16 protein-coding genes are annotated in these 16,263 nt (G+C 61.5%); 11 read left to right on the forward strand and 5 right to left on the reverse strand.

Features of this window, described 5'->3' with window-relative positions:
* Positions 1-104: 104 nt before the first annotated feature.
* A complete protein-coding gene (locus KJP30_RS23425; protein ID WP_218451967.1) occupies positions 105-1,682 on the reverse strand; it encodes an ABC transporter substrate-binding protein in 1,578 nt (525 codons plus the stop codon).
* 104 nt (positions 1,683-1,786) lie between these two features.
* Between KJP30_RS23425 and KJP30_RS23430 the strand changes: the two genes are divergently transcribed.
* Entirely contained in the window at positions 1,787-2,476 is a 690-nt protein-coding gene (locus tag KJP30_RS23430) for a DUF1028 domain-containing protein (RefSeq protein ID WP_218451968.1), read from the forward strand.
* Here the strand turns inward: KJP30_RS23430 and KJP30_RS23435 are convergent.
* The 3 genes from KJP30_RS23435 to KJP30_RS23445 all read right to left on the reverse strand — a co-directional run bounded on the left by KJP30_RS23435 (position 2,446) and on the right by KJP30_RS23445 (position 5,265).
* On the reverse strand, positions 2,446-3,369 hold the full coding sequence (locus KJP30_RS23435) for a glutaminase (protein WP_218451969.1): 924 nt from the start codon (positions 3,367-3,369) through the stop codon (positions 2,446-2,448). The two genes, KJP30_RS23430 and KJP30_RS23435, sit on opposite strands and share 31 nt — an antisense overlap.
* Positions 3,366-4,139, reverse strand: a complete 774-nt coding sequence (locus tag KJP30_RS23440) for a FadR/GntR family transcriptional regulator (RefSeq protein WP_218451970.1) — start codon at positions 4,137-4,139, stop codon at positions 3,366-3,368. The genes KJP30_RS23435 and KJP30_RS23440 overlap by 4 nt, the downstream gene beginning before the upstream one ends.
* 94 nt (positions 4,140-4,233) lie before the next feature.
* Positions 4,234-5,265, reverse strand: coding sequence for a LacI family DNA-binding transcriptional regulator (locus tag KJP30_RS23445; RefSeq protein ID WP_224874746.1), 1,032 nt, complete (start codon positions 5,263-5,265; stop codon positions 4,234-4,236).
* 175 nt (positions 5,266-5,440) lie between these two features.
* Between KJP30_RS23445 and KJP30_RS23450 the strand changes: the two genes are divergently transcribed.
* Together KJP30_RS23450 and KJP30_RS23455 are read left to right on the forward strand one after the other, a co-directional pair.
* Positions 5,441-6,469, forward strand: coding sequence for a sterol desaturase family protein (locus KJP30_RS23450; protein WP_246594723.1), 1,029 nt, complete (start codon positions 5,441-5,443; stop codon positions 6,467-6,469).
* Positions 6,470-6,513: 44 nt separating this feature from the next.
* The gene (locus tag KJP30_RS23455) at positions 6,514-7,539 is read left to right on the forward strand and encodes a sterol desaturase family protein (protein WP_218451972.1); all 1,026 of its coding nucleotides are present in this window, start codon (positions 6,514-6,516) and stop codon (positions 7,537-7,539) included.
* A 16-nt stretch (positions 7,540-7,555) separates the two neighbouring features.
* Here the strand turns inward: KJP30_RS23455 and KJP30_RS23460 are convergent, their stop codons facing one another.
* Positions 7,556-8,581, reverse strand: a complete 1,026-nt coding sequence (locus KJP30_RS23460) for a LacI family DNA-binding transcriptional regulator (RefSeq protein WP_218451973.1) — start codon at positions 8,579-8,581, stop codon at positions 7,556-7,558.
* 385 nt (positions 8,582-8,966) lie between these two features.
* Between KJP30_RS23460 and KJP30_RS23465 the strand changes: the two genes are divergently transcribed.
* The 8 genes from KJP30_RS23465 to KJP30_RS23500 all read left to right on the forward strand — a co-directional run bounded on the left by KJP30_RS23465 (position 8,967) and on the right by KJP30_RS23500 (position 16,252).
* Positions 8,967-9,926 carry a substrate-binding domain-containing protein gene (locus KJP30_RS23465; protein ID WP_218451974.1) on the forward strand — a complete coding sequence of 320 codons (960 nt, stop codon included), beginning with the start codon at positions 8,967-8,969 and terminating at the stop codon, positions 9,924-9,926.
* Between the two features lie 96 nt (positions 9,927-10,022).
* On the forward strand, positions 10,023-11,078 hold the full coding sequence (locus KJP30_RS23470) for an ABC transporter permease (protein WP_218451975.1): 1,056 nt from the start codon (positions 10,023-10,025) through the stop codon (positions 11,076-11,078).
* Between the two features lie 11 nt (positions 11,079-11,089).
* The gene (locus KJP30_RS23475) at positions 11,090-11,914 is read left to right on the forward strand and encodes an ATP-binding cassette domain-containing protein (protein WP_218451976.1); all 825 of its coding nucleotides are present in this window, start codon (positions 11,090-11,092) and stop codon (positions 11,912-11,914) included.
* A gap of 92 nt (positions 11,915-12,006) precedes the next feature.
* Complete coding sequence (locus KJP30_RS23480) at positions 12,007-13,032, forward strand: Gfo/Idh/MocA family oxidoreductase (RefSeq protein ID WP_218451977.1); 1,026 nt, start codon at positions 12,007-12,009, stop codon at positions 13,030-13,032.
* The gene (locus KJP30_RS23485) at positions 13,029-13,988 is read left to right on the forward strand and encodes a sugar phosphate isomerase/epimerase family protein (protein ID WP_218451978.1); all 960 of its coding nucleotides are present in this window, start codon (positions 13,029-13,031) and stop codon (positions 13,986-13,988) included. The genes KJP30_RS23480 and KJP30_RS23485 overlap by 4 nt, the downstream gene beginning before the upstream one ends.
* A 4-nt stretch (positions 13,989-13,992) precedes the next feature.
* On the forward strand, positions 13,993-15,057 hold the full coding sequence (locus KJP30_RS23490; protein WP_218451979.1) for a fatty acid desaturase: 1,065 nt from the start codon (positions 13,993-13,995) through the stop codon (positions 15,055-15,057).
* 19 nt (positions 15,058-15,076) lie between these two features.
* Positions 15,077-15,388, forward strand: a complete 312-nt coding sequence (locus KJP30_RS23495) for a MocE family 2Fe-2S type ferredoxin (protein ID WP_218451980.1) — start codon at positions 15,077-15,079, stop codon at positions 15,386-15,388.
* 90 nt (positions 15,389-15,478) lie between these two features.
* Positions 15,479-16,252 carry a TIM barrel protein gene (locus tag KJP30_RS23500; protein WP_218451981.1) on the forward strand — a complete coding sequence of 258 codons (774 nt, stop codon included), beginning with the start codon at positions 15,479-15,481 and terminating at the stop codon, positions 16,250-16,252.
* Positions 16,253-16,263 lie beyond the last annotated feature (11 nt).

Below are 16,263 nucleotides of genomic sequence, written 5' to 3' on the forward strand. Positions count from 1 at the left end.
GTCCGAAAATATCCCGGGGGTGTGCGCCGTCGGGCGCACAATCGGGGGCAGAGCCCCCGGCGGTCGGGGCCGGGCTCGATGCCCGGCCCCGACCGTCCGCCTCGTCAGTTCTTGACCACGTCATCCAGCAACAGAAAGAAGGACGGCTGCAAAGAAAACCCCTCGACCCGCGCGCTGGTCACCGCGTTCTGTTTCCAGTTCGCCACAAAGACCCAGGGCGCGTCGTCCTGCACGATCACCTGCATTTCCTTGTACAGGCGCGCGCGTTCCGCCTGATCGGTGGCCACACGGGCCGCCTCCAGCAATTCGTCGACCTTCGGGTTGGAATAATATCCCGAGTTAAAGCCGCCCTTGTCCGGCCAGGCCTCCGTGCGCAACGCGAGGAACGGCAGCGTGTCGGGGTCATTGGTCATCCACGCCATCTCGGCCATGTCCGCCTTGCCCGAAAGGCCGGGGTTCACTTCACCAAGGAACGTGTTCCACTCATAGGTCTCGATCTTGACGTCGAATCCCACCGCCTCCAGATCGGCCTGGATCGCCGTGCCCATGGCGATCGGATCCAGCATACCCGAACCGCCCTCTGTCACGAAAAAGGTCAGTTCCGCCCCCTCGGCCCCGGCTTCGGCCAAAAGTGCGCGCGCCTTGTCGGCGTCATAGGGATAGGGTTCCAGATCCTCGTTATAGGCCCATGCAAAGGCCGGCGGCGTCGGTCCGGCGGCCACCGCCGCGGTGCCTTCCAGCACATCGTTGACGATGGCGGATTTGTTGATCGCGTAATTGGCCGCCTGCCGGACCTTCTTGTTCGCAAAGGGGCCATCCTTGGCGTTCAGGATCAGGAACCAGACATGCGGGCCGGCCTGTTCATGCACGGCATAATCCGCGCCCTGAAATTCGGACAGGGCCACCGGCGGTACTTCGACCATAAGATCGATGCCGCCCGCCAGCATCTCGGCGGTGCGGGTATTGGCATCGGTGATCGGGCGGAACACCACTGCCTGAAGCCCGGGGGCGCCGTCCCAGTAATCTGGGTTGGCCTCGATCACCACCGCCTCGTTCGACCGCCATTCGGCGAATTTGAACGGGCCGGTGCCCGAGGGATTGCGCCCGAACTCCGCGCCGTGCTGCATCACCGCCGCAGGGGAAACGATCAGCCCGGTCGGATAGGCGAGGTTCGACAGAAACGGCGCATAGGGCGCGTTGAGCGTGAATTTCACCGTCGTTGCGTCCACCACCTCGACCTCTTCGACCGCCGAGAAGAAGAAGGCCAACGGGAAGGGACCGGTGTCGTGATAGGGGTGATCCTCTTTCAGCATCCGGTCAAAGTTGAACTTGACCGCCTCGGCGTCGAAGGGGCTGCCATCGTGAAAGCTCACACCCTCGCGCAGGGTAAAGGTGTATTCGGTGCCGTCCTCGCTGATCGTCCAACCGGTCGCCAGCGCCGGCTCCACCTCCAACGTGCCGTCCTTGTAGCGCACCAGACCGTCATAGACGTTCATCAGGATGCGGAAGTCATTGACCGCCGTCACCGCGGCCGGGTCCAACGCCTTGGGCTCGGCGATCTGCCCCACGATCAGCACGCCCGGCGGCGTCTGCGCCTCGGCGGCGGTGAAACTGCCAAGCGTCAGCGCAAGCGCCGTCCCGGCAGCAAGCACGCTGCGACGCGTGAAGGAAAAAAGAGACATTGCGATACCTCCGCTGTTGTCCATGATTTTTTATTTTTCATGATAAATTGCATGAGGCCAAATTTTCATGATAAATTCAACCCTCATGATGAGGAGGCCCCCCGGTGACGATCTCGATCCTTGCATACGATGAAAAATCAGGCCGCTACGGCGGAGCGGCCACCACGGGCAGTCTCTGTGTCGGTGGCTGGGTCCTGCGCGGAGACGCCGAATCGGGGATGTCCGCCTCTCAGGGGTCGCTGCCCTCGACCATGTGGGGCACGCATACGCTGGAGTTGATGAAGGCGGGTGCCTCAGCGCAAGAAGCGGTCGATCATGTCACCGGGGCCGACACCGGACGGGGCCAGCGCCAACTGGCCACGCTGGACCCGCAGGGCCGCACCGCCAGCTTTACCGGCAATGACAGCATACCGGCCGCGGGCGCGCGCTTGGCCGACAAGGTGATTGTTACCGGCAACCTGCTATCCTCCGAGGACGTGCTGCAAGCGATGCTGGATGGTTTTCTTGCCGCCGAAGGGGCTTTTGATCTGCGCCTGCTTGCGGCTCTGGATGCCGCAGCGGAAGCCGGCGGAGACAGCCGCGGACTCTTGTCTGCCGCGCTGCTGATCGTCGGGCGCGATATGGCCCCTCTGACCCTGCGGATCGACCATTCGGAAACACCGCTGGCCGACCTGCGCGCCCTGCATGGCCGCGCAACACAGGGCAGCTACGCGGAATGGGCCGTCATGGTGCCGACGTTGAACGACCCAGAGCGCGCCCGTCCCTACGGCGCAAAGACCGACCAGCCGGTGTAGCCGGCAATCCGTTCCGCCAGCCAGGTTCCCACCTGCGAATTGCCGTATCCGTCCAGCCCGGGCGACCAGACCGCGATCGAAGCCTTGCCCGGTGCCACCAGAAGGATACCGCCCCCAACGCCGCTTTTTCCCGGCAGACCGACCCGAAAGGCGAAATTGCCAGACCCGTCATATTGTCCGCAGGTCATCATCAGGGCATTGATCCGCCGCGCGCGCAGCGGCGAAATCATTGATGGCACCCCCGGCAACATGGCCAGCATCCGCCCGGCGCGCGCCAGTTGGTGACAGGTCATCTCGATCGCGCATTGGTGGGCATAGGTGCCCATGACCATTTCCGGCCGGTTCAGCAGGTTGTCATGCGATTGCAGGTAATGCAGCAGGGCCATGTTCCGGCTGGCTGTCGCCTTTTCGGATTCGGCCACGGCACGGTCAATGTGGATCGCATCATCCTCTGCGGCGGCGCGGACCAGATGCATAATCTCGGACAGCGCCTGACGCGGCTCACGGCCGCCCAGCAGGGCATCCGTGGTCACCAGAGCGCCCGCATTGATGAAAGGATTGCGCGGCCGCCCATTTTCCTGCTCGAGCAGAAAGATGCTGTCAAAGGCCGTACCCGAGGGCTCACGCCCGACGCGCCGCCAAAGATCATCGCCCAGCCGACCCAGAACGGCGGCCAGTGAAAACACCTTGGAAATGCTCTGGATCGAAAAGGGGGTCTTGGCATCGCCCGCGCCGATCTCACTGCCATCGGCAAGACAGACAGCAACCCCCAACTGCGCGGGATCGACCTTGGCCAGTTCGGGGATGTAGTCGGCGGGCTTGCCCCAGTCGCCCGCCTTGCGCGCCTCGGCCACCAGTCGCTGCAATTCCCCGGCCAGCGCCGCGCCGGTCATTCCGCCATGAACCGTTTCATGACCACGGCCTCCTGATCCTCCATCAGGCGGCGCGCCATTTGCATATGTTCCAGCATGATTGCCCGCGCGCCCTGCGCATCGCCACGCCGCAGCGCCTCGACCAACCCCGCCTGATGATCCCTGCCCTGCTTCCAAAGCTCATGGTTGGGTTTGGAATACAGCCGTTTGTAGACCGTCAGATCGGCAAGGATCTGCGCCATGAACCCTATGAAGAACCCCAGCAACGCATTGTCCGCGAACTCGGCAAGCCGCGCATGAAACACCAATGAGGCCACGTGTTGCGCCCGCTCTTCCTCGGCGTCCTTTGCCGGTTCGGCATAGGAGGACATGATTTCTTGCAGGTCGCCCAATTGGTCCTCGGTCAACCGCCCCGCCAATGAGGCGACCAGCTCCGGTTCCAGCGCGATCCGCACCTGATAGATGTCGTCGATCGAGATATTGCGGAAGTAAAAGTAATTGCCCAGCAGGGCATGTGCCCGGTCCTTGCTGACCTCGCCTACAAAGCTGCCCCCGCCCGGACCGGTCTTGGTCACCACCAGTCCCTGTGCCTGCAACAGCCGCATCGCCTCGCGGATCGTGCCCTTGGACATGCCGAATTGCGCGATCATCTCGGCCTCGCCCGGCAGACGGTCCCCCGGTTGCAGCCCGTGTTCCACAACCCAGTCCTTGATGGCATCCGCCACGCGCACCGGACGCGACCGGCGGGCGCGATCCTCTGTCAGGGGGCCGGGGCTGGTCAGATTCGTCATGGCAGGCAGGATCGTCTTGGCATGTCCCGATGCAAGCAATTCATCATGATGGATTCAAGGCCCATGTCCACCTGCCCCCCCCTGCATTCCCGGTTCAGATGTTTTCCGAGGTATAAATGTCGAAATCCAACGTCACGTTCTGCGCGCCCGCGTCCGGCCCCGACCGTTTCGATTTGATCAGCGCTGCAAGAGTCTGGCGTGCCAGATCCTCGATCGGATGCGAGATGGCCATGGTCAGCGTTCCGTCAAACAGGGCGATGCGCGTCGCATCCATCAGCTCGTACCCGACAGACACAAAACCCGGCGGTCGTCTGGCCTCTCGCAAGGCGGAAAGGACCCCCGTGATCCCGCCACCGGAAATGAACAGGCCACACATGTCCGGATGCTTGGCAAAGAGATCCTCTGTCATCTCGCGCGCTACATTGGCCGACTCAAAGGTCGCGCGCGGCTCCAACAAGGTAAAGCCGGATCCGAACTCGCGGAAATAGGATCGAAACCCGCTCTCGTTCAGATCCTGATTTCGGTAGCGGGTGTTGCCGACAAGGATGCCGATCTCACCCTGCTGGTGACAGATCTTGTCAAAGGCCCATGCCGCCGTGCGCCCGACCTTGAAACTGTCCAGCCCGACAAAACCCACATTCCCACGCGCGGTCAGCGGCGTGATCAGGCCCAGAACCGGGGTCCCCTGTGACAGCACCGCGTCGATGGCATCGGAAATGAGCGGATGTTCTGCCGCCACCAACGCAACCGAATCGCAGTTTGAACCGAGATATTTCAAACGGCTGGCCACAACGTCAGGCGACAGATCATCGAGGTACTCCAGCGTCAGGTCAATGCGCCCGTCAAGATGCTCGGCCGCCGCGCGCCGGAAGGCGGCACCCAAGTCACGGTAAAATGGTCGGCGCTCTTGCAGCAACAGCACGCCCGGACGGTGTATTTCGCGGCCCGCGGTCACGGAATGTTCAATTGTTCCAAGCCCGTAAAACCCGATGTCACGCGCCGCGCGCAACACTCTTTCGCGGGTTGGCTGACGCACGCTGTCACCCTTGTTGATGACACGATTTACGGTTGAAACGGAAACCCCCGCAGCCTCTGCAAGGTCGGGGATGGTCGGTCGCTTCACCATTTTCGCAGCCTTTCATTTCCATTCATTTCCGTAGCCACCTGAACCGTTTTGATATGAAACATACCCGCAACACGCCGCAAGCTTGATTTGATCCAGGTCAATCCGTCAAGAAATCATGTACCGGCCGCGTTCTTTTGTCCGAAAGGGACGACCGGCGATTGGGGAGGACACATCCATGGACGATCTACAGTACGGAACCCGCGACAAACGCGGCAACTGGGCCCCGAACGAACCGCTGGACATCGCGCCGTTCTGGCGCGGCAAGTGGAACAAGATGGGCGCCTTTATCATCGGGTATTTCTGGCCGTGGAACGCCTTTCACATGGCGACCGCCCTGCTGTACTGGGTGCTGGTCATCCCCGAGGCCGAAACGCTGAAGACGCTGACATGGGGGTGGCCCCTGTGGCTGCTTGCCGTCAACGCGGCAGGTATCTTCGTGATGTATGGCGCGATCGAGATGTTCTACTACGTGCGCCGGAAACAAGGCACACGGTTCAAGTACAACGCCAAGTTCCCCTCAGAGAACCCTTCGGATGTGTTCTGGTTCAAAAGCCAGAACCTCGACAATTTCCTGCGCAGCTTTCTTATCGGCATCCCGATCTGGACCGCGGTCGAGGTTTTCATGCTCTGGTGTTACGGCAACGGCATTCATGCTTTCGGTTGGGTCGACTGGCAGGACAACTGGCTGTGGCTGGTGGCGCTGACGCTTTTGGTGCCCGCGATCCACGAAATCCATTTCTTCTGTATTCACCGGCTGATCCACACACCCTTCCTCTACAAGCACATCCATTCGGTGCATCATAATTCGATCAACCCGTCGCCCTGGTCGTCGCTGTCGATGCACTGGATCGAACACACGCTCTATTTTGGCGAAATCGTCTGGCATCTGCTGATCCCGTCAAACCCGATCGTGATGATGTTCAACAGCCATGCGGTGGGCTATGGCGCGATCAACGGGCACATCGGTTTCGACAAACTGGAGATCACCGATGAAACGACCTTGGACAGCCATGCCTACGCCCACTACCTGCACCACAAGTATTTCGAGGTGAACTATGGCGCGGACGGGCTTGTCCCGCTCGATAAGTGGTTCGGGCTCTGGCACGACGGTACCAAGGAAGCCGACGAGCGCATGAAAGAACGCTTTCGCAAAAAGAAAGAGCGCATGAAGGCCCGGAAGGCCAACGTCACCCCTGCGGAATAATCCACGCGGAAACCTGTCGAGCAGCAACCAACAGGGAAACTGTCATGGATGATCTGAGCTACGGCACTCGCGACAAACGCGGCAACTGGGCTCCGAAAGACCCGGTTGCCGGAGTGGCCCCCTTCTACGCATTACCACCCCGCCCGATGGCGGTGCTGCGGTGGCTGAAGGACTACCTGTTCCCGTGGAACATGGCCTTTTTCCTGACTGCCCTTCTGTATTGGGCCGTCGTGATCCCACCGGTGGACACCATGCAGAACCTTGCATGGGGCTGGACCCTGAAACTGCTGGCGATCAATGCCGCAGGCATCGCGGTCTTCTACGGCGCTTTTGAACTGCGGTTCTATATGCAACGCGCGCAGGGGCACCGGTTCAAGTACAACCCCAAGTTCCCATGGGACAATCGCTCGGGTGTGTTCTGGTTCGGCAATCAGCAGATAGACGGCTTCCTGCGCACCTTCCTGCACGGCGTGCCGATCTGGACCGCGCTGGAGGTCGGCGCTCTATGGGCCTATGCCAACGGCTATGTTCCCTGGCTGGCCTGGGCCGATCACCCGCTGTGGCTGGCGGCCCTGATCTTTTTCGTGCCATTTATCCAAGAGGCGCATTTCTACTGCATTCACCGCCTGATCCACGTGCCCTTTCTCTACAAACACGTGCATTCGGTGCATCACAACTCGATCAACCCGTCGCCATGGTCCTCACTGGCCATGCACCCGGTCGAACATCTGATGTATTTCAGCGTCGGCCTATGGCACCTGATCCTGCCGTCCAATCCGTTCGTCATGCTGTTCCAGATGCACCGCGCCGCCTTTGGCGCCATTCCGGGACATGTCGGGTTCGAGAAGATGGAACTGGGAGAGAGGGGCGCAGTCGATATGCACGCCTATTCCCATTACCTGCACCACAAGTATTTCGAAGTGAACTATGGCGACGGGATCGTACCGTTCGACGCACTGTTCGGCACCTGGCATGACGGCACGAAAGAGGCCGACGAAAAGATGAAGGCACGCTTTCGGGCCAAAAAGGCCCGCACCAAAGCCCTGAAGGGCGGCACGTCGGCCGACTGAGCCCCGGACACCTCTGTCAAAGACCGCAATTGTACCGCGTGTGCACAAGGATCTGCGTCGGTGTCGGCGCAGAAGCCTGCCCTTCGGTCCAGTCGCGGATCCAGTTTACAGCCGCGCTCAACTCTTGGAAAAAGTCATGAGAGATCACGTAATCCATGATCCCCGCCTCAAGCAAAGCCTGCGAGTTCCGGGTCAACTCGTGCCCGACAAAGATCGTGTCCTGCGCGATGCCCGCCTCTTCCAGCGCCAGAGCGACCCCCCTGTTCGCGCCCGCCACGTTGTAGACCGCCGCAGGGTGGCCGTGGGTTTCAAAGTATTTCAGCATCTGCTTGTGCGTGGTGTCCGGACGGTCATCCGAGATCAGGCGTTCTTCGATCCTCAGATGAGGGAAATCGCTGCGCAGGACACGGCGAAACCCCATCTCACGCTCTTGCTGGCTGCGAAAGGGTACCGACATGACCAACAAGATGTTGTTGCGCCGCTCCGGCAGGATCTGCCCGATCAGTTGAGCCGCCACACTGCCGGCGGCGTATTGGTCGTTGCCCACATAGACGGTGCGGCGCGAACTGGGCAGATCGGTGGTCAGACAAACCACGGGCACCCCCATGCCCACCAGTTTGCGGACCGCGCGATTGATGGCAGGATGTTCCCGCGCGATGATGACGGCCCCATCAGCGCGGGCGCCCTCTTCCTCGAATCGGCGGGCAAAGATGCCCGGATCAAGCAAGTCGGTGGACACGTAATGCCCCGAGACCTGAACCCCGGGAATCGAGCGATTCACCTGATCCGCGGCCTGCGCCATGGCGCTGTTGAAGGTTTCACCAGACTCGCAAAACATCTTGATCTCAAAGAGTTCCGCCCCGCTTTCCTGCTCTTCCGTCAACTTTTCCAAGGCGGCCATTACCCGTTTCCGGGTCTTTTCGCGCACGCCCGGACGGTTGTTCAGCACACGGTCGACAGAGGCCGATCCGACCCCGGCGAGATCTGCGATCTCTTGGATTGTCGGCCCCTTCCAACGGGTTCTTGAAGATGAATCCATCATGCAGCCCCAATTTTGATGCCAGAAACATCAAAATTGGTTTCCGACCGCTTGGCAAGAAAATTCAACACTGTTCGCGCCGCATTTTTGGGCAATCGCCCGCTACTTTGATGCGAATCGCATCAGAATTTTCCACCGAAACCCTTTCCAGATGCGAAGCCAATCAGGATAATGAGGCCGCAAGTGGAGGAAATTGGCCCCAGCTTCCGGAGGGACCGCATCAGCGGTTGGAAGGCAGGGGCCGGGCAAACCAGACGAGCGAAACCAGCCAGTCGGCCCGCACCGGAAGCACGAACGTGTCGCCGGGCGTCTCGAAAGGCGTGCCGGCCGTTCAGGCCAATTTATGTCGAACCGTCGGACAGACGGGTATGCAGAGGAGGAAATCGACATGAAATTCACCAAGACCATCGCAGCGACGGCTGTCGCGACCCTGATGTCCACCGGCGCAATGGCGCAGGACATCGCCGTGATCGGCGGATCGGCCCAGGATGGCTTCTGGAACCTTGTCAAAAAGGGTGTCGATGACGCGACACTGGTCGTCGAGGCCAATGGCGGCACCGTCAACTACCTGCTGACCCAGAACTACGACAACTTTGGCCCCGACCTCGTGACTCTGATCGAACAGGCCGTTGCGCAGGGCGCGGACGGTATCGCGATCCCGAACTGGATCCCCGAGTCCGAAACCCCGGCCCTGCAGGCTGCGGCAGAAAAAGGCGTCAAGATCATCTCTTACAACGCCGGTCAGAGCGAAATGGACAAGTACGACGCGCTCAACTACTTCGGCTCGGACGAGTATCTGGCCGGTGTCGCGGGCGGCAAATACATGGCCGAGCAAGGCGCGACGAAAATCCTGTGCCACATCCAGATCCCCGGCGCGATCAACCTTGAAACCCGCTGCAAGGGTGTCGAGGACGGTGCCAAGGACGCCGGTGCAGAGGTCTATATTCTGCGCGTTCCGGCCAACCTCGACGGTGACATGATCGGCACCTCGGAGGCCATCAAGGCGGAACTGATCGGTGACGGCGCGATCGACGCCGTCATCACCCTGGCCGCCTGGGCCTCCGATGCCGCGTCGTCGGCCATCGAGCAGCTGGGCAAGACCGACAGCGTCAAGCTGGGCACCTTCGACATGTCCGCGTCGGTCCTGAGCCGCATCGAAGGTGGCACCCAGACCATGGCGATCGACCAGCAGCCCTACCTTCAGGGTTTCCTGGCGACCTCGATGCTGTTCTCGAACCTGAAGTTCGGCACCGAACTGGCCACCAAGCCGGTTCTGACCGGCCCGGCCATCGTTGATGCATCGAACGTTGCGACCGCCATTGCCGGCGTGAAGCTGGGCGCGCGCTAAGCCGTCACTGAAAAAGACCCGGCCAGCCTTTGGCCGGGTCCCCCTTGGCTCACCCGCGACCGGGTTAGAGCCGCACCCCATCAGGAGCCAGCCCAAATGACCGATACGTCTTCCACCAGTGGTTCGGGGGAAACGCCAAAAGCCGAAGAAATGTCGGCGGGCTTTTCCTTCGGTGATTTTCTGCGCAGCCCGGCAGCCGGTGCTCTCATGGGCTTTGTCGTTGTCTTCTGCGTCTTTGCAGTCTTTGGCTTCAGCCGCAATTTCCTGTCCATCCCGGGCGTGACCACGTGGGTGAACTTTGCCTCTCTGGTCGGGATCATTGCCATTCCCGTCGGTTTTCTGATGATCGCGGGCGAGCTCGACATTTCGACCGGCGCGGTTCTGCCTGCGGGTGCAATGACGGTGGCCATCGTGTCCGGCCATTATGACCTTCCGGTCCTCGTTGGCATTCTGGCGGCGCTTGGCGTCGGCGCTCTGGTCGGCTTTATCAACGGGTTCATCGTAACCCGGACCGAAGTGCCGTCGTTCATCGTGACGCTGGCCACGCTCTTTGCGGTTGCCGGTCTGACGCTGTACCTGTCGATCCTGTTCATCAACAACACCAACTCTTTCTACCATGCGCCGGACTGGGCCAAATCGCTCTTTGGCGGCAAAGTCTATGGTTTCAACTCGTCGGTCTTCTGGTGGCTGGCGCTGGTGGCGGCGTTCTATTTCTTTCTGCACAAGTCGCCCAAGGGGTCCTGGGTCTTTGCCCTTGGCGGAGATCAGGAAAGCGCGCGGAATGCCGGTATCCCGGTGCGCAAGCTGAAAATCAGCCTGTTCATGCTTTGCTCGACCTGCGCGGCCTTTGCCGGGGCGCTTCAGGTGATCACCTTCAACTCGGCCACCAGCCAGGCGAACTTTGGCCTGATCTTCAATACTATCATCTCGGTTGTGGTCGGCGGTGTGCTGCTGACGGGCGGGTTCGGCACGGTCATGGGCATCGTCTTTGGCGTGCTGACCCTGTCCATCGTGACGCAGGCCATCGGTTTTACCGAGATCGACCGCAACCTGTCGTTCCTCATCATCGGTGTGATGCTTCTGATCGCGGTCCTGATGAATGACACTTTCCGTAACCTGGCGACCAGCTGGTCGACCTCGAAGAAGAAGTGAGGAGACAGACCATGTCTGACAAGAAACCCGTCCTCGAACTCCGCAAGGTCGACAAAAGCTTTGGCCCGATCGACGTGCTCCACGAAATCAGTCTCAAGGTGAGCGAGGGCGAAGTGCTCTGCTTGCTGGGGGACAACGGTGCCGGGAAGTCCACCCTGATCAAGACCTTGGCCGGGGTTCATCAGCCAACACGCGGCGAGATCCTGATGGATGGGACACCGACGTCCTTCTCCAGCCCGCGCGAGGCGCAGAGCCGCGGCATCGCCACGGTGCACCAGTTCGGCGGGACCTACCCGCTGATGTCGGTCGGTCGCAATTTCTTCATGGGAGTCGAGCCGACCAAGGGCGTTGGTCCGTTCAAGGTCTTCGACCGCGCCAAGGCCAACCGCATCGCGGTGGAAGAGGTCCAGAAGATGGGCATCACCCGGATCACCGATGGCGACCGTCTGGTTGGCGGCCTGTCAGGCGGCGAACGTCAATCGCTGGCCATTGCGCGCGCTGTCTATTTCGGTGCCCGCGTCCTGATCCTTGACGAACCCACCGCCGCGCTGGGGGTGAAACAGGCCGCCCACGTGCTGCGTATCGTGAACGAGGCCAAGCGGCGCGGGCTGGCGGTGATCTTCATCACCCACCAAGTCATGCACGCCATGGCCGTAGGCGATCACTTTGCCGTCCTGATCCGGGGGGCCATCGCCGCCGATTTCCGCAAGGGCGAAAAGACCCGTGAGGAAATCGCCGATCTTATGGCGGGGGGCGAAAGCATGGCCGATCTCGAGGCCAATATCGAAGGTTACATGGATACCCACGACGGCCACGTGCCGCCCCCGGCCCATTGAACCTTTACAAGGGTCGATCGCCCGCGCGGCGTTTGGCCCGCCCTTCCTTGCGGGCCTTTGCCCAAAGACTTCCAGCCAAGACGGAGCAAGACATGAGCATTCGCATCGCGGTGATCGGCGCGGGCCTGATGGGGGCCGATCACGCAAGGATCGTGGCAGAGGACCTGCCCGGTGCCACCCTTCAGGTGATCTGCGACATGGATGAGGTACGCGCGCGTTCCGTCGCCGATGACCTGGGCGCGGTTGATGTTTCGACTTCTCCCGAGGGCGCCATCGCCCGCGACGACGTGGATGCGGTCATCATTGCAAGCCCGGATTTCACCCATGCGCCCCTGTCCAAGGCCTGCATCACGGCGGGCAAGCGTGTTCTGTGCGAAAAGCCGCTGTCGCAATCGCCCACCGAATGCATCGAGGTCATGCAGGCCGAAGCGGCCGCTGGCGCGAAATTCGTGATGCTGGGCTTCATGCGCCGCTACGATCAGTCCTATGTCGAGATGAAGGATGCCCTGTCCAAGGGGTCCCTTGGCCGCGCGCTGATGATGCACAACTTTCACCGCAACGTGGAAACGCCCGCCTCCGATTTCACCGGCGCCATGGCGATCACCAACTCTGCCCCGCATGAATTCGACGTGGTCCGGCACGTGCTGGGCTGCGAATACCGCGCGATTTCCGCCTATCAGCCCAAACGCTCTGACAGTGTTGTGGCCCCGGTGGTCATGGTGCTGGAAACCGATGACGACCAGCTTGTGACCATCGAGGTCAATAACAATGCCGCCTACGGCTATGACGTGCGCGCCGAACTGGTGGGCGAAGCGGGGTCCATCGCCATGAACAACGTGGCCTACACCCGCACCGACATGAAACTGGCCTCCAGCACCCGGTACGATGCCGACTGGCGCGGCCGCTATCACGAAGCCTACGTGCGTCAGAACCGCGACTTTCTGCGTTTTGTCGAAACCGGCGTATTCCCGGAAACCGCGTCGGACTGCTGGGACGGCTATTGCGCCGCACAGGTTGCACAGACCGGAGTCAAGGCGCTGGAAACAGGTCAGAAATGCGCGGTCGACATGATCGCAAAACCAGAATTTTATATGACAGGCAAAGGGATCACGGCATGAAACTTGGCTTTGTCTCTGACAGCCTTGGCGCGATGTCACTGGATGACATGCTGGCCAATGCCCAGCGCATGGGCGTCTCCGGCATCGAGGTGAACACCTGCGGCTGGTCCACTGCGCCGCATTTCCCGCTGTCTGAAATGCTGGGCAACGGTGCCGCGCAAAAGGCGTTCCAACGGAAATTCGCGGATCACGGGCTCGAGATCATCTCGCTCAACGCCAATGGCAACCCGCTGCACCCTACCGATCCGTCACAGGGGCAGGGTCTGCGCGATACGATCCGCGTCGCGGGCGAAATGGGGATCAAGACGGTCTGCACCATGTCCGGTCTGCCCGCGGGCAGCGCCAAGGACACGATGCCAAACTGGGTCGTATCCAGCTGGCCACCGGAAACGCAGGAAATCCTGCGCTACCAGTGGGAGGAAAAACTGATCCCCTTCTGGACCGAGATCGTGGCCCTTGCGCAGGAAAGCGGCGTCGAGAAAATCGCGCTGGAACTGCATGGCAATCAGGTCGTCTACAACGTCCCGTCCCTGTTCAAACTGCGTCAGGCCGTGGGGCCGACCATCGGCGCAAACCTTGATCCCAGCCACCTGATGTGGATGGGCGCCGATCCCCTGATCGCCGCCGAGGCCCTGGGCGAGGCCGTCTATCACGTCCATGCCAAGGACACCTTTCTGAACGCTCCGGTGCAGGCGACGACCTCTTTGCTGGAAAACGGCTCGCTGATGGATATTCCCGCGCGCAGCTGGTCCTATATCACGCTGGGTTTCGGCCATGGCGAGGAATGGTGGCGGCAGTTCTGTTACCGCCTGAAAATGGCCGGCTACGACGGCTGGCTGTCGATCGAACATGAAGACGTTCTGCTGAACTCTCTGGAAGGGTTGGAAAAATCCGTGACCCTTCTGCAAAACGTCATGCCCTCAGCTCCGGCCGATTTCAAACCGCAGGAGATCTAGGCAAATGCCCCGCGACTACAGCCTGACCGGACCGGACGCCCAGCGCGCCGTCGCTGACGGGCTGGTGACCGAGGATTGGTATCGCACGCCCATCGACCGCAAGGCGATGAAGGCGCTGATGAAACGGGCGGATCAGCCTGCCATCCGCGACACCCTGATCCTCTTCGGTCTCATGGCTGGGTTCGCGGGCACGGCCATTGCGCTGATGCCGTCGTGGTGGGCGCTGCCTTTCTGGCTGGCTTACGGCGTCTTGTATGGATCGGCCATGGACTCACGCTGGCATGAATGCGGGCACGGAACCGCCTTCAAGACGCGCTGGATGAACAAGGCGGTCTATCAGGTCGCCTGTTTCTGCATGATCCGCGACCCGTGGTGCTGGAAATACAGCCATGCGCGGCACCACTCGGATACGATCATCGTCGGGCGCGATCCGGAAATCGCCATCATGCGGCCGGTCGTGGCGTTGCGCGTGGCCTCGAACCTCATCGGGCTGGTGGACGTGCCCGACGGGCTGCGCCGCATGGTCGTCCATGCCTCGGGCCGGATGCTGGCGGATGAAAAAACCTATGTAGAAGCGGTCTTTTACCCCAAGACCTATCTGACCGCGCGCATCTGGCTGGCGATCTACGCGCTGACGGTCCTTGCCGCCCTTGCCCTCCAGTCGTGGATCCCGCTGCTGCTGATCGGCCTGCCCCGCCTCTACGGGTGCTGGCACATGGTCATGACCGGCTGGCTGCAACATGGCGGGCTGACCGACAATGCGCTGGATCACCGGCTGAACAGCCGCACGGTCTACATGAATCCGGTCAGCCGGTTCATCTACTGGAACATGAACTATCACGTGGAACACCACATGTTCCCGCTGGTGCCCTACTACCGCCTGCCGGAACTGCACAAGGTCTGCGCCGATGACTTCCCGGCGCCCAACCGCTCGATCCTCGACGGTTTCGCCGAGATGCTGCCCGCCCTCTGGCGGCAGCGCACCGACCCGGATTTCTACCTGCGCCGCCCGCTTCCCGCGACGGCAAACCCCTACCACGACGGCCCCCGCCCCAACCCGGCGGCCTGATCTAGAAAGGAGCCCCCAAATGGCTGAATGGATTGATGCCTGCGCCCTTGATGACGTCGACGCCGAAGACGTGATCCGCTTTGACCACGGCCAGCGGACCTTTGTCATCGTCCGCGACCATCAGGACAATTACTATTGCACCGACGGGCTGTGCACGCATGAGGACGTGCACCTTGAGGACGGGCTGGTGGTCGAGGCGACCATCGAATGCCCCAAGCACTCCTCGATCTTCGACTGCACCTCGGGCGAGGTCGAAACGCCCCCTGCCTGCGAGAACCTGCACACCTATCCCACCAAGGTCGAAAACGGCCGCGTCTTCGTCGAAATCTGATCCGCCGCGCCCCGGACCTGATCCGGGGCCCATGCCCCACCCAAGAGGTCCCGGGTCAAGCCCGGGACAGGCATCACAAGAGACACACCTATGGCTTTCCAACTTGCCGCCTGTGCCGAAATGCTCTGGCAGGACAAACCGATCCACTGGCGCGCCGCCCGGCTCAAGGAAATGGGCTTTGGCGTCGGCCTCTGGAACTGGCCCGCATGGGATCTGGACGCGCTCGAAAAGACCGGCGCCACCTTCACCATCATGAACGGCTATCTCGAGGGTCGGCTTGCCGATGCCGAGGGTGCCGAAATGCTGCTCAAATCAGCGCGTGAGACGGCGCAGGTGGGCAAGCGGCTGGGCGTGCACCGGCTGAACCTGCATGGCACCGGGCTTGGCGACATGGGCATTCCGATCCCTCAGATGGCCCATGTGGCGCCGGGCATGTGGCTGCGCGCCCGCGACACGCTGCACCGGATCTGTGACATGGCCGAGGAAGAAGGCGTGACCTTTACGCTGGAAAACCTCAACCTGCGCGAACACCCGGGCTGCCCATTCAACACATCCGAGGACGTGCTGAACCTTGTCTCGACGGTGAACCGCCCGCAGTTGCGCATCAACCTCGACCTCTATCACACCCAGATCGGCGAAGGGGACGTGATCCGCTGGGCCGAGGCCTGCCTGCCGTGGATCGGTGAATATCAGGTTGCCGACAACCCGGGCCGGTTCGAACCGGGCACCGGCGAGATGAACTATCCGGTGATCGCCCGTGCGCTGGCCGACATGGGCTATGACGGCCCGATCGGCATGGAAGCCTTTGCCAAGGGCGACCCCGAGGTCGCGCTTGAAGCCTTCCGCGCGGCCTTCACCCTCTGACCACAGGAACA

It is taken from the genome of Antarctobacter sediminis, assembly GCF_019218285.1.
Taxonomy (GTDB): domain Bacteria; phylum Pseudomonadota; class Alphaproteobacteria; order Rhodobacterales; family Rhodobacteraceae; genus Antarctobacter; species Antarctobacter sediminis.

Bases quoted from the DNA above. Each gene is read 5' to 3' on its own strand.
- KJP30_RS23425 (WP_218451967.1), bottom strand. From the start codon at position 1,682: ATGTCTCTTTTTTCCTTCACGCGTCGCAGCGTGCTTGCTGCCGGGACG.
- KJP30_RS23435 (WP_218451969.1), bottom strand. From the start codon at position 3,369: ATGACCGGCGCGGCGCTGGCCGGGGAATTGCAGCGACTGGTGGCCGAG.
- KJP30_RS23440 (WP_218451970.1), bottom strand. From the start codon at position 4,139: ATGACGAATCTGACCAGCCCCGGCCCCCTGACAGAGGATCGCGCCCGC.
- KJP30_RS23445 (WP_224874746.1), bottom strand. From the start codon at position 5,265: ATGGTGAAGCGACCGACCATCCCCGACCTTGCAGAGGCTGCGGGGGTT.
- KJP30_RS23450 (WP_246594723.1), top strand. From the start codon at position 5,441: ATGGACGATCTACAGTACGGAACCCGCGACAAACGCGGCAACTGGGCC.
- KJP30_RS23455 (WP_218451972.1), top strand. From the start codon at position 6,514: ATGGATGATCTGAGCTACGGCACTCGCGACAAACGCGGCAACTGGGCT.
- KJP30_RS23460 (WP_218451973.1), bottom strand. From the start codon at position 8,581: ATGATGGATTCATCTTCAAGAACCCGTTGGAAGGGGCCGACAATCCAA.
- KJP30_RS23465 (WP_218451974.1), top strand. From the start codon at position 8,967: ATGAAATTCACCAAGACCATCGCAGCGACGGCTGTCGCGACCCTGATG.
- KJP30_RS23470 (WP_218451975.1), top strand. From the start codon at position 10,023: ATGACCGATACGTCTTCCACCAGTGGTTCGGGGGAAACGCCAAAAGCC.
- KJP30_RS23475 (WP_218451976.1), top strand. From the start codon at position 11,090: ATGTCTGACAAGAAACCCGTCCTCGAACTCCGCAAGGTCGACAAAAGC.
- KJP30_RS23480 (WP_218451977.1), top strand. From the start codon at position 12,007: ATGAGCATTCGCATCGCGGTGATCGGCGCGGGCCTGATGGGGGCCGAT.
- KJP30_RS23485 (WP_218451978.1), top strand. From the start codon at position 13,029: ATGAAACTTGGCTTTGTCTCTGACAGCCTTGGCGCGATGTCACTGGAT.
- KJP30_RS23490 (WP_218451979.1), top strand. From the start codon at position 13,993: ATGCCCCGCGACTACAGCCTGACCGGACCGGACGCCCAGCGCGCCGTC.
- KJP30_RS23495 (WP_218451980.1), top strand. From the start codon at position 15,077: ATGGCTGAATGGATTGATGCCTGCGCCCTTGATGACGTCGACGCCGAA.
- KJP30_RS23500 (WP_218451981.1), top strand. From the start codon at position 15,479: ATGGCTTTCCAACTTGCCGCCTGTGCCGAAATGCTCTGGCAGGACAAA.